Origin of the sequence: Rhizobium sp. AN68, from assembly GCF_030758035.1 — a bacterium.
Lineage (GTDB): Bacteria > Pseudomonadota > Alphaproteobacteria > Rhizobiales > Rhizobiaceae > Agrobacterium > Agrobacterium tumefaciens.
Window position 1 is genome coordinate 1,326,420 of sequence record NZ_JARWMI010000003.1, and the last position, 12,423, is coordinate 1,338,842.

The 12,423-nt window shown below is 55.7% G+C and carries 13 protein-coding genes and 1 pseudogene; 5 read left to right on the top strand and 9 right to left on the bottom strand.

What is annotated here, in order from left to right; translation table 11 throughout:
* Positions 1-147: 147 nt before the first annotated feature.
* From RBH71_RS19535 to RBH71_RS19575, 9 genes and pseudogenes are all read right to left on the bottom strand, one after another.
* Positions 148-777, bottom strand: coding sequence for an anti-sigma factor (locus RBH71_RS19535; protein ID WP_323687456.1), 630 nt, complete (start codon positions 775-777; stop codon positions 148-150).
* Positions 774-1,280: a sigma-70 family RNA polymerase sigma factor gene (locus RBH71_RS19540; protein ID WP_003512998.1), complete on the bottom strand. Its 507-nt coding sequence runs from the start codon at positions 1,278-1,280 to the stop codon at positions 774-776. The genes RBH71_RS19535 and RBH71_RS19540 overlap by 4 nt, the downstream gene beginning before the upstream one ends.
* Before the next feature lie 5 nt (positions 1,281-1,285).
* Entirely contained in the window at positions 1,286-1,675 is a 390-nt protein-coding gene (locus RBH71_RS19545) for a hypothetical protein (RefSeq protein ID WP_003513000.1), read from the bottom strand.
* A gap of 110 nt (positions 1,676-1,785) precedes the next feature.
* On the bottom strand, positions 1,786-2,352 hold the full coding sequence (locus RBH71_RS19550; protein ID WP_003513002.1) for a YceI family protein: 567 nt from the start codon (positions 2,350-2,352) through the stop codon (positions 1,786-1,788).
* Positions 2,353-2,906: 554 nt separating this feature from the next.
* On the bottom strand, positions 2,907-3,194 hold the full coding sequence (locus tag RBH71_RS19555; RefSeq protein WP_075807477.1) for a hypothetical protein: 288 nt from the start codon (positions 3,192-3,194) through the stop codon (positions 2,907-2,909).
* A gap of 145 nt (positions 3,195-3,339) precedes the next feature.
* A pseudogene (locus RBH71_RS19560) lies at positions 3,340-3,549 on the bottom strand (helix-turn-helix domain-containing protein); the annotation flags it as partial.
* Between the two features lie 293 nt (positions 3,550-3,842).
* Positions 3,843-4,235: a hypothetical protein gene (locus tag RBH71_RS19565; protein ID WP_323686986.1), complete on the bottom strand. Its 393-nt coding sequence runs from the start codon at positions 4,233-4,235 to the stop codon at positions 3,843-3,845.
* Between the two features lie 109 nt (positions 4,236-4,344).
* Complete coding sequence (locus tag RBH71_RS19570) at positions 4,345-5,718, bottom strand: ISNCY family transposase (RefSeq protein WP_323686985.1); 1,374 nt, start codon at positions 5,716-5,718, stop codon at positions 4,345-4,347.
* Between the two features lie 633 nt (positions 5,719-6,351).
* Positions 6,352-7,248 (bottom strand): LysR family transcriptional regulator, encoded by an 897-nt coding sequence (locus RBH71_RS19575; protein WP_003515217.1) that lies wholly within the window; start codon positions 7,246-7,248, stop codon positions 6,352-6,354.
* Positions 7,249-7,353: 105 nt separating this feature from the next.
* Here RBH71_RS19575 and RBH71_RS19580 point away from each other — a divergent pair, with 105 nt between their 5' ends.
* The 5 genes from RBH71_RS19580 to RBH71_RS19600 all read left to right on the top strand — a co-directional run bounded on the left by RBH71_RS19580 (position 7,354) and on the right by RBH71_RS19600 (position 12,422).
* The gene (locus tag RBH71_RS19580; RefSeq protein WP_035252102.1) at positions 7,354-8,436 is read left to right on the top strand and encodes a 4-oxalomesaconate tautomerase; all 1,083 of its coding nucleotides are present in this window, start codon (positions 7,354-7,356) and stop codon (positions 8,434-8,436) included.
* Between the two features lie 48 nt (positions 8,437-8,484).
* Entirely contained in the window at positions 8,485-9,486 is a 1,002-nt protein-coding gene (locus RBH71_RS19585) for an ABC transporter substrate-binding protein (protein WP_003515219.1), read from the top strand.
* 63 nt (positions 9,487-9,549) lie between these two features.
* Positions 9,550-10,317, top strand: a complete 768-nt coding sequence (locus RBH71_RS19590; protein ID WP_416349321.1) for an ABC transporter ATP-binding protein — start codon at positions 9,550-9,552, stop codon at positions 10,315-10,317.
* Positions 10,304-11,080 carry an ABC transporter permease gene (locus RBH71_RS19595; protein WP_003515221.1) on the top strand — a complete coding sequence of 259 codons (777 nt, stop codon included), beginning with the start codon at positions 10,304-10,306 and terminating at the stop codon, positions 11,078-11,080. Before RBH71_RS19590 ends, RBH71_RS19595 begins: the two co-directional genes overlap by 14 nt.
* A gap of 232 nt (positions 11,081-11,312) precedes the next feature.
* Positions 11,313-12,422 carry a PAS domain-containing protein gene (locus tag RBH71_RS19600; protein ID WP_003515223.1) on the top strand — a complete coding sequence of 370 codons (1,110 nt, stop codon included), beginning with the start codon at positions 11,313-11,315 and terminating at the stop codon, positions 12,420-12,422.
* Position 12,423 lies beyond the last annotated feature (1 nt).

Here is a 12,423-nt window from a genome sequence, read left to right on the forward strand (position 1 = left end):
CTCAGCTGTTGATAGGTGTCTTTGGCAATAGCGTCCATGCGGTCGGACGGCAGGCCGCCGACCAGGGCGCAGCGTATTGTTTCGTCATCCCAGGACACTGTTTCCAGCGCGTCGACATTGGAGCGCCGCATGGCGGTATCGCTCGTTTCAGCCGCGGCCACGATGTAAAGAGTGACACGCTGCCCACTTTTGTCTTCGTACATCAGCTGAGCTGCGGCGCCTTCCGGAACTGGGCAGCACCCGGCCGCCGACAAGGGACAAGCCATGGCGGGTGAGGTCCGGCACGTTCAGTTTACGGTCGAGCCGTTTTGACAGCCATTTCGGCAGACTGGAGGCGTTCTCGGCATCAGCCCGAACTTCGACAGGGTGCAGAACCTCGCTTGCAAACAACTTGTGCGCCTGCGTCGCATCCGCCACGATGGAATGGGCAGGTGCATCGACCTCCGACACAAGTCCGCGCCCGAACCAGCCACCTGTCAGTCCAACTGCCAGAACGAGAACGGAAGCCGCTGCCAGATTGCGCCAATTTGCACGCTCCGATCGCAAGCGCCGCTCCATCCGATAAACATCGAGGCGATCAGGTAAAACATCGACATCAGCAGGACGATAGAGAGCCGTAAGTGTCGCATTCTGCCGCTGCCATATCTCGACCTTGCGCGCATCGGCCGGATTGGAGGCGAGGTGGGAACGAACGACATCACGTCGCTGGTCTTCGAGCTGCCCATCGACATAGGATATCAGATCGGCTTCGGTTATCTGCGGCTCGTTGCCAGTCATTTTATCACCTTGAGATTTGGCTGGTCTTCTTGGGTCATGCGGGCCAAGGCTGTTCGGGCACGCCCCAGACGGGACATCAAAGTGCCCAACGGAATTTCCAGAACCTTTGCCGCTTCCGCATAACTCAGACCTTCGACGACGACGAGGAGGAGGGCCTCACGGTGCTCGCCTGACAGCTTTTCGATGGCACGTGCCATTTCGGCAAGCGCGATCCGGCCCGTCTGCGGCGCCGGCACAAACATCTGTTCGGCAACATCATCAATCGGGATTTGCGAGGGCCGGCGGTTTCTGCCTCGCAGATTGTTGCGGTAAACGTTGACCAGCACACGGTACAACCATGGACGTAACGGCCCCTGCGGCCGCCATAGCGCCTTTTTGCGGATGGCTCTTTCCAGGCAGTCCTGAACGAGATCGTCAGCCGTGTCACGGTCGTGCGTGAGCGCATTCGCGTAACGTCGAAGCGCCGGTATGCAACTTGTGATCTCGTCAAGAAAATCAGGCATAGGTGCTATTCCTTGGCAACGTGCCAGACGCCACCAACACCATCACCCGTGACATCGCCGGGCTTCTTGTCCATCTGCCAATGATATAGCGGCTTTCCATCATGCGACCACTGCATCGTGCCATCCCTGCGGGCGAGTGGTCTGTAGTCGCCATCCGCCTTGTCGGTTTTGGCAGCCGCAAGCGGCGGCCATTTCTTCGCGCAGCCGTCATAGCAGGCTGACGAGCCATTGCCATCATTGTCGAACGTATAAAGGGTCATGCCCTTGGCGTCAGTCAGGATCGTGCCCTTTGCCGTCGCCGTTTCAACCACCGCGCCACCGGCGTATGGTTCGGCAAGCGCGGCAGTGGAGGCGAGCGCGAGAGCGCCTGCCAGAATGAAATGATGTTCACGCATGAGATCGTCCTTTGAGAGGTAACGGTGCGGACACCATGTCCGATACAAGACAGAACACCGGCCAGCGACAATTAATCCCGTCCCACCGATTTTTTGACGTTCCGTCGTTTTTATCTGACGCCCTTCAAATCTATGTCGAAGGCAACCGTGTTCGAATAGAGCGGCACGCCAACGCCCATGCCATAGGGCAGGCGGGGGATATTTCCGGTGACATGGAAGGTAACAGAACCCTTTTGCTGCTCAACGAATGTTGCGTGAAACGTCTCGGCTCTGGAGACGCCTCGGGCCGTGAGCACGCCTTCAACGACCGCGCTGCGCGGCCCGTCCTGCGTAACGCGGTTGGAGCGAAACACGATCTGCGGATAGGCGGCGATGTTGAAAACCGCGCTGGACCGCAGGAAATTTTCCACCCGTTCCTGGCCTGTCTTCACGCTGGAAGGGTTCAAACTGATTTCCACATAGGACTTGGACGGTTGGTCCGGATCGATATCGAAGCGGCCGGATATATCGGGAATAGTGCCGTTAATGCCCGGACCGGCAACCTGTGCAATCGAAAATCCGATGCGCGAGGCGGGATCGATACGGTAACGTCCGGCGGCGGACGAAAACGGGCTTGCAGATACAGGCATGCAGGCCAATGTGGCAATAACGAGTGTGATGGAGTAAAGGTGCTTCACGGCGCAGGCTCCTTCATGAGTACGTGGTCGTACCCGTGAGAACACCGCTGGCGACTATTTAATCCCTATCAGTTCCGACAGATCATCAAAATCTTTGCCGCATCAGCCAATGCATGGGCATTTCGTCAGCAATGTCTTTCATGGGTTCAAAGCCCACTCACGGAAGATTTTCTTGGCGGTGATGGCATTTTCTGGAGCACTGCTTCACCTTGGCTCGAAAAATAAAGGATAGGTGCTTTCTCTAAATCCTTTGCTCGCTATGGTGCTCAAGCGATGTACAGAGTGTCTAGGCGGCGCTGATGAAGGTGAGGCGCTCAAGACCATAGAAAGCTTCATCTGGCTGCTACATACGATGTCAAAGCTGGTTAGAGGCGCGACTTCGCCAGCTGTTTAGAAACGCGACACAGGCACCGACGGTCAGCCCCCGATCCGACCGGCTGGGCCGGGTTGCAAGGAAGGAGCGGGGGCGGGTGAGGGAATGCCTATTCGGCTTTAGCTTCCTCAGCAGGGTGCATAATCTGCCTTGGCAATCAACAGGCATTCCGGGTATGAGATCAAACCCTAAGTGCAGGATAATCCCACGATGACTGCAAACGGCGACGGGCCTCTTTTACAAGGTCAAGGTAGTCTGCCCTGAAGGGTGCAACCAGCTGCTTTTCGAGACCGGCAAGCAGTCCGTGCAGCACAGCGCATTCGGCAGGGCTCTCGAAACAGGACGCGCTTGGCGTGGGAGCGCTGCTCTCTTTGCACCAACGAGAAAGAAGCTCAAAAAGAACCAGAGCTTCGTCTGGAGCAAGGTGGATTTGTGTATGATCGGAAGAAGTTTGTTGTTCGTCTTTCATAACGCGAAACTCGCATGCGCCGCTGACGTCTGCAATAGACCGCTGGCATTCAACGTCGCCAGTTCATTCCGCCGCTTCCATCCGCGCCAGCGCCTTCTGCCTTTTGGCAATCACCTCCTGGTCGTTCATGAAGTCCGTCCGCCGGTCGGGCTTGCGGCCGCGCTTCCGTGCTGTAGTAGCCGTCATAATCTGGCAGTTCACGGTCATGAAACGTGTTGCGCTTGATCTCACGGTAAATGGTCGAGCGATGACGGCCAAGCTGACGCGCCATCTCGTTGACGGGAACCTTTGCCGCCACCAGATGATGAAGACGGCGGCGATCGGCAAGGGTGATCTGCGTATAGCATCGGGACATGCCAAAATCTCCAAAGTGAAGCCATTGAAATCATTGGCATGTCGCACTTGAAAATAGAATGTACCTCGCTACATACGATGTGGCAGCAAGGTTGGAATGTCGCGGATCGTGCAAAGTTAAAATGTCATCTGTCGCTCTGCCAGCCAGTTAGAAATGCGACACTGGCGCCGACGGCCAGCCGCCGACCGGACCGGCTGGGCCGGGTTGCAAGGGCAGGGAGGGGGCGGGTGATGGAACCCCCCTCTTCGGCTTTAGCTTCCTCAGTTGTGGCGACTGCTTTGCGCCAATAGGGGTCATTTTGTAGGGGGTAGTTCAAGGCCCTTCGGCAGAGAAATCCAGAGAACGGTCTGCGCCTCTGGCGAGTGGCGCGAGAGGTGTCCCTTGCCATGCGTATCCGCGACAAGCACGAAGCTGCCCGTCGAAACGTAACGCACCTCACCATCGCTAGTCTCGTACTCCACAGAGCCATCAAGCCTTACCGTCAGCACAGGCTCAGGCACTCCATGCCACGATACTTCCCGCATTCCTGCGGGAATATGCGCAATGCGTACCCGAGAGGCTGGGTAGTTTGCTGTAACATCGAAGGGTACGGTGTTAGGGTGAACGGGCCGGGCGGTCGTTGGCAAATCAATCTCATCGAAATGAGACTCTCCATCCGCTGAGGCGTAGATGCGCAGGCACTTCATCGAAGGTTCCCCGGTGATAGAAGAATGGGCGTGGCAACGGATGCCGAATACGATGCAGACCATGAAGGTTCTATGACAGCGAATGACGGCTTAGGGCCAAAAGCTACCTTCATTCAGCCGCCTCCATTCGAGCAAGCGCTCGTTGCCTTTTTGCAATCACCTCCGGATCATTCACGAAATCCGTGCGCGGACCGGGTTTGCGGCCTCTCGGCTTGTAGCCGATCTTCTCACTGTTGGTCTTTGGCGCAAGTGCATGTTCTCGATCTTGCTGCTCTTTGATGTAGGCCAGCACTTCGCCGAGACGCTTGTTCTCGACCACAGCCGCATGGGTCACGCGCTGGTCCTTGTCGAAGATCTTGTAAGGCAACGAGTGACCTTTCCATCGAATATCCAGTCGACCATCAACGTAAGCGAATGTCTCGACATACTTTCCAACCAGGCCGCGCGTGACGTCGTTCTCCTCAAGCATGATGCGTTTGCGCTCATAGGAGAATGAAAGCTGTGCGCCGACGTGTCTTTGCTCGCGTTTGCAAAGCACGTCATTCAGCCTGCTTGGCGCCAGATTGACAGGCCGATGGAGGTTGTCGGGGCGGGTAGGGGTCACCGCAAAGCGGTCATTGTATCGCTCGATGAAGGCTGGCAGAAACGCATTGCCGGTCTCCATGTCACTGATATTGGCAAGCCTCAATTCCTTGACCAGCCGATCCTGCAATGTCCTGTTCATACGCTCGACGCGTCCCTTGGCCTGGCTGGAATTGGCGCAAAGAATCTCGATGTGCAGCTCCGATAGCGCGCGACCAAACTGCGTCATGCCTTGCCCGCCCTTGGCGTCTTTCCGGGCGACACGAAAAACGGAATGTTTGTCGGAGTAAAAGGCGATAGGTGCGCCATGCTCTTCAAGGTAAAGCGAAAGCGCCTCGAAATAGGTAAAAGCGCTCTCCGATCGAACAAACCGCAGCTGCATCAGCTTTCCGGTCGCATCGTCGACGAAGACCAGCAGAGAGCACGCAGGGCCACGGTCCTCAAACCAGCGGTGCTCGGAGCCGTCGATCTGCACCAGTTCACCATAAGCCTCGCGCCGCAACCGCGGCTGATGAAACGCCCGCCGCTGTTTTCTCGAAAGCCATATGCCAGCATCCTGCATCCACTTACGCAGCGTCTCACGCGAGACTGTGACGCCATGCTCTTCCTGAAGCTTCTCGGCCGCCAGCGTTGGCCCGAAATCAAGGTAGCGTTCGCGCACCAGAATCAAAACGTAATCGCGGACGCCGGTGGCGATTTTATTGTTCGACGGGCGACCAATTGCCTTGTGTCTGATCGAGGCAGCGCCGGTAGCCTCAATACGACCAATCAGTCTCTGAACATGCCGGTCGCTGATTGCCAGCACATGCGCCGCTGCGACGATAGTCATGCGGCCATCAACGACTTTCGACAAAACCTCGATCCGCTGCAAATCGCGCTCGCTCATCGTGATCAATCCCATCCGCAATCTCCCCGGTATCATTCAGATCCGGGGAGTGTGACATTCCAACTTTGCAGAAACAGGACACTTTAACTTTGCGGCTACATACGATAATCGCATAAGATAGATTATGGAACTTATGCTGATTGAAATGTCTTGCGTTTTCAGTCCAAATGACCGTTTGGGCAACCTTTAGAACTTGTTTTGAACCTTATCTGGTTGTTGCGTTATCACGCTGAGTCGAAGCGTAACGCATCCTTTCGCTCTAAACAAAACACCACTCAATTTCCGCCTCACATTATTGCCTCAAGCGATACTGATGGAGGTCGCTCTTGCTGCGAGTATGCCTTGTCAGTCGATAAGCAGGCTATGATCTTCAACCACATCTACATTGTACGGTTGATCAGTATTGAGCTTGCTGACGTCAATCGGCGCGGCGCACGTCGCCGTTTCCTTCAACAGCCAAAATGGCAACAGCAAAACCCATATCTATGACCCAGAACGCCAAGGCGGTCCGCTATTAGAAGAGCCGGTAAGGCGGCGTGACGACGCAACCATCTCTGAGAAGACGGCGTCACCCTCGCCCGTTTCTCGACCTTCCACCAGGTGACTTCAGACCCGGGCCCTTCGCGGCGAGATACACGATTGTGAACCCTAAGGCGTTTTCCAGGTCTTCAACAGCATTTCCACGAATTTCTCTGCGGCGGGAGATAAGGCACTGCTTCTTCTTTGCACGATACCGATGGTTCGGGAGACCACGGGATTAACGATCGGCCGCGTGACGAGGAAAGGATGGTCATCCTGTGGGGTAGCCAGTCGCGGCAACACGGAAATCCCCAACCCAGCCTCCACCAGGCCAAGCGACGTATTGAGATGGGTCACCTCGTAGAACCAGTTCAGCTTTAGATTGTGCCGCGCGAGTGCGCCATCCAGAAGCGTTCTATTGCCGCTGGAGCGATCGACGACAACCAGCGGGTAAGGCTCCAGTTGATTCCATTGGATCGTTTCGAAAGCCGCCAGAGGATGGTCTTTCCGCATCGCCAGCACAAATGGGTCATCGATGAGAGGTTCGAATGCCAGGTCTGGATCAGAATTACCCATGAGGTTTATCCCGAACTCCACCTCGCCCCGCGCAACCGCCTGCAGCCCCTCGTTTGCCGTAAGGTCTCTGATACGCAGCCTAATATGCGGATATTGCTTGCTAAATGTTTTGATCACGGTGGGTAGAAAATAAAACGCTGCGGTTGGAACGCAGGCCATCGTGATGAGGCCGCGCCGATGTGCACCATCTTTCATCGCAAAAAGCGATCCGTCGAACTCTTCCAGCATGCGCCGGACAAGCGGCATTACCTCCTGACCCATCGCTGTCGGGGCAACGTGGCGTGTGGTCCTTTCCAAGAGTGGCGCGCCAATGGCCTGTTCCAGTTTCTGGATGCGCCGGGTAAGCGCCGGTTGCGAAATATGCAACGCGTCGGCAGCCCTATGAAAACTTTCAAGCTCAACTACTGCTTGAAATGCTCTTAGATCCAGAATTTCGCAATTGATGCTCATATCGCAATAATACCTCCGAACATTGCATTTAACAGATTAGATTCTTTTGCTCATATTGCAACAACAAGGCGGATTGATCCACCAAATGCAAGATTGAGGCGATAAATGAACGACCTGCTTAAGATACCCTGTGTGCTGATGCGCGGCGGAACATCTCGTGGACCGTTCTTCCTGGCGTCTGACCTTCCGCGTAATCGAGCGGAACGGGATGCGGCACTTTTGTCCATCATGGGTTCCGGTCATCCGCTGCAGATAGACGGGATTGGAGGCGGCAATCCGGTCACCTCGAAAGTGGCGATCATAGGTCCTTCCACCGTCGAAGGCGCAGACATCGACTATCTCTTCGCCCAGGTTCGTACCGACAGGCAGTATGTCGACTATTCGCCCAATTGCGGAAATATGCTGGCCGCTGTCGGTCCCTTTGCGATCGAAGCGGGACTTGTCGAGGCTCGGGGAAGCGATACCGTGGTTCGCATCCACAACGTGAACACCGGAAAATTGATCGAGGCAAAGGTGCCGACGCGTGGTCGCGAAGTAATTTATCTCGGAGACGCATCCATCGACGGCGTTCCGGGTCTGGCTGCACCGATCGCCCTGACTTTCGTGGATGCGGCGGGGGCGAAAACCGGAAAACTGTTGCCCACCGGAAACCCTGTCGACACGGTTGAGGGAATAGATGTGACGGCGATAGACTGCGCAATTCCGATGGTCCTCATGCGTGCGGGAGACCTCGGCGTCACGGGATATGAAGATCCGCAGACCCTGACTTCCAATAGCGATCTCATCGAACGATTGACCCGCATACGCATTCAGGCAGGCAAATTGATGGGGATTGGGGATGTAACGGATATGGTCATACCAAAACCCGTGATCGTAGCGCCGGCCCGCAAGGGAGGCACTTTGTCTGTCCGGTACTTCATGCCCAATGAGTGCCACCCTGCCCTGGCAACGACCGGCGCCGTTGGCATAGCAACCGCAGCGATCACGGAAGGCTCCGTGGTATTTGAACAAGCGGGAAATCGATCTGTTCCGACCCAGATCTGCATCGAGCATCCCGCCGGTCGGCTGGACGTGCAACTTGAGATGCGGAATGGAGCAATAACAGCCGGGCTTGTGAGAACGGCCCGCAGACTTTTCGAAGGCTTTGCCTTCGCCAAGCCAAACGCTGCGATTGAAGACGCAGCCTAGACAAAGCCATACTGGCTCAAAACATAGCAAAACTGGGAGGAGACCCTCATGCGTAAATACTTGCTTGCAACAGCGGCGCTCTGTGCGCTGGCAGCGTCGGCAAATGCAGAATCTGTCAGAATGAGTGTTGGTTCGTACAACCTCAACAACCTGCCTTTTCCGGTGGCGGCCAGCCTCGGCTTCTACAAGGACGAGGGCCTTGAGGTGACGACCGAGAACTTTGCCCAAGGCGGTTCGAAAGTCCTGCAGGCGCTCGTCGCAGGGTCCACGGATGTAGCCGTCGGTTTCTACGATCACACGATCCAGATGCAGTCCCAGAACAAGCACGTGGTTGGCTTCGTTCAGCTCGCCCGCAATTCCGGGCTGGTTCTCGCAGGAAAGAACGATACAGACTTCGATCCGGCAAAACCTGAAACCATCAAGGGCAAAAAGGTCGGGATCACCTCGCCCGGGTCTTCGTCCGATTTCTTCATTCGTTATTACATGAAGCAGCACAATCTGAGCGACAATGACATCGCCATCATCGGCGTTGGCTCTGGCGCTGCTGCTGTTGCCGCTCTGCAGCAAGGCAAGATTGACCTGTTGGTCAATTACGATCCGGCTGCGACGATCGTGGTTGAGCGTGGTCTTGGCAAGATTTTGATCGATGCCCGCAGCGATCAGGGAGCCAAGGACGTCTACGGCGGGATCTACCCCACCTCCGTCTTGTATGCGACGCAGGAATACATCGATGCACATCCCGAGGTGATCCAGAAGGTTACCAATGCCACGGTAAAGGCGCTGCATTGGATGAAGGAGCATTCGGCCGAGGAAATCGTTGCAAAGCTTCCCGATGATTTCGTGTCCGGCGACAAGCAGACCTACATCAAGGCGGTCGAAGCCGCCAAGGCGATCTTCTCCGAAGATGGAACCTTCAACCAGGCCGATCTGGAAACCCCGTTGGCGGTTTTGAAAAGCTTCAACGACGCAGTCGCGAAGGCCACGATCGATCTCAACACGACCTACACCAACAAGTTCGTCGAGGCTGCGGCTTCGAAGGGCGTAAACTGAGGGTCTTCAATGTCTTTGCCAATTAGAAAGTTAGAACCCGTGGCGGAACTCAATCTTCAGCCAATGGTGGCAATCGAGAACGTAACAATGGCCTTTGGCGCGTTCGTTGCGGTCCAGGATGTGAACCTGAAAGTTGGAGATGGTGAGTTTCTCTCGATTGTCGGCCCAACCGGATGCGGCAAGTCCACCATTCTCAATGCCATCGCGGGTTTGCTGAAACCGGCGCAGGGAAAGGTCTCCATCGATGGTTCTCCCGTGCAGGGCGTGCAGAACAACATCGGATATCTCTTCCAGCAGGATGCGCTGCTTCCCTGGAAAACGGCCTATCAGAATGTCGAGCTTGGCGTGCTGTTCCGCGGCGTATCCGAACACGAGCGCCGTACCAAAGTTCTGGCCTGGCTGGAAAAAGTTGGCCTGAAGGGGTTTGAAGAGCGCTTTCCGCATCAACTTTCAGGCGGACAGCGCAAACGTGTCCAGATGGCGCAGGCGCTTATAACCGAGCCGAAGGTCATCCTGATGGACGAGCCCTTCTCCGCACTCGACATTCACACGCGCCACCTCATGCAGAATGAACTCCTGAGATTGTGGCAAGAAGATCGCCGTGCAGTGGTCATGATCACGCACGATCTCGAAGAGGCGATTGCACTCGGCGACCGGGTTGTCGTCCTTGCTGCCGGCCCCAAGAGCCGGGTTATCGAGAGCTTCCCGGTTGATCTGGAACGGCCCCGCAACGTGGCCGAAATCAAGCTCGATCCGAAATTCATGACCCTATATCGCGATATATGGGCGTCTTTGCGCGGCGAAGTGGAGAAAAGCTATGCAAGCCGTTAATGTTCGCATCATCCAGATCGTGCTTCTGGTCGTGCTCCTGGGTGGGTGGCAACTCGGGGTAAGCTCCGGGGCGATCGACCGCTTCTTCTTCCCGGCACCCATCGACATCGTCAAGCAGGTCATCACCTGGGTTGCCGATGCCGGCTTTTACAAACATGTCGGTATCACCTTGAGTGAAACGGTTCTCGGTTACCTCATCGGTACAGGTCTCGGCGTCGGCGCCGGTGTCTGGCTGGGCCTCAGTCCCTTTGTGGCCCGTGTGTTGGACCCGTTCATCAAGGCCGTGAATGCCATCCCGCGTGTGGTCCTCGCGCCAATTTTCGTCCTTTGGCTGGGGCTTGGCCTCTGGTCAAAGGTCGCTCTTGCGGTCACCCTCGTCTTCTTCGTGACGTTCTTCAACGCCATGCAAGGTGTTCGCGAAGTAAACCCCGTCGTGCTTTCCAACACGCGCATTCTCGGTGCAAAGCGCTCTGATCTCTTGCGTCATGTATATTTTCCGGCGGCAGCTAGCTGGATTCTGTCGTCGCTGCGCACATCCGTCGGATTTGCGGTGGTTGGCGCGATCATCGGCGAATATCTCGGGTCTTCCGCAGGCCTCGGTTACCTGATCGCCCGTTCGGAAGGTAACTTCGACGCGGTCGGCGTTTTCGCCGGTATCATCATTCTCGCCATTTTTGTTCTCGTCATCGATCTCATTCTCGATGTCGCCGAGAGAAAGCTGATCACCTGGAGGCCGAACGCGGGCGAAGAGCGGCCTGCTTGAGGTTTCGACCCAGTCTCATATCAAGCGGGGCGGCCAGTTGGTCGCCCCGTTTTTGTTCTACTGACGTCATCAGGCCGATCTCTCGGCTATCGGACGCCGGCAGACCTGCTCACGGAAAATATGCAAAAAGATCGTGGATCCCCTACCCTGTAAAACAGGAATAATTCACTTTGTCGTTGGAACCAAATTCCCATTCAAACATTTTAGGGAACCGTTACCTTCAGGACCTTGCATGAAAGATAATGATCTCCTCCGGCAGGATGCTCAAGACGCTGGAGAGCGTCTAGTATCTGGCCACGCTTCTGAAGATCCGTTTGCGGCAGCCTTCAAGGCCACCCGCATGCCCATGATCATCACAAATCCACTCCTCAACGACAATCCAATCATCTTCTGCAATGCTGCTTTCAGCAGATTGACGGGCTATTCCGCCGAAGAGCTGGTTGGTCAAAATTGTCGTCTGCTCCAGGGTCCAGACACGGATCCTGGTTCAGTTACGAAACTGCGTGAGGCAATCGCAGCCGAGCAGGATTTGGCGATCGACATCCTTAATTATCGCAAGGACGGATCAGAGTTTTGGAATGCTCTCTTCGTAAGTCCTGTTCGCGATGCTGCCGGAACCGTCATCTATTTTTTCGCCTCGCAACTCGACTTCACCGATATCAAGAGCAAGGAAGCCGAACTCGCTCGCGCCCGCCACATCGCGGAGGGAGAGGTGGCGCTGCGAACGGCGGATTTGACAGAGGCATTGCGGGCAAAAACAACCCTCGTCCACGAAGTTGATCATCGCGTAAAAAACAACCTCCTGACGATCGCCTCAATCGTGAAGCTTCAGGCGCGAATGACTGATAACGATGTTGTGGAGCGGACATTGATGTCTGTGCTGAACAGGGTCGAAGCACTCAGCACCGTCCAGCGCAAGCTTCTGAACGATGAAGATGTAGGGCATTTCGATGTCGCGGATTTTGCCAATACATTGATGCTCGACAAGATCGGCGCCTTGAAGCGAACCGACATCATCCTCACCACCGATCTTCACGAGGTTGTGGTTCCGGCGACCAAGGCCTCTCCCCTTGCGTTGATCATCAACGAACTCATCGGCGACGCCATTCGCAGAGGATTGAAGGACCGTGGCGGGCAATTGCACCTGGAGGTCAAGCGCCTCAACGGCCACTTCCTTGTGAGGGTTGCCGATACCGTCACGCCGGGCGAAGTGGACAAGGAAGAAGCAGCCTTTAGCAAAAAGATGCTGGAAGCGTGCGTAAAACAATTGCGTGCTACGATAGTTCGGACGGTTGAAGGTTGCCTCTCGGATGTTCGTGTCACGCTTTCTGTAAAAGACTGAA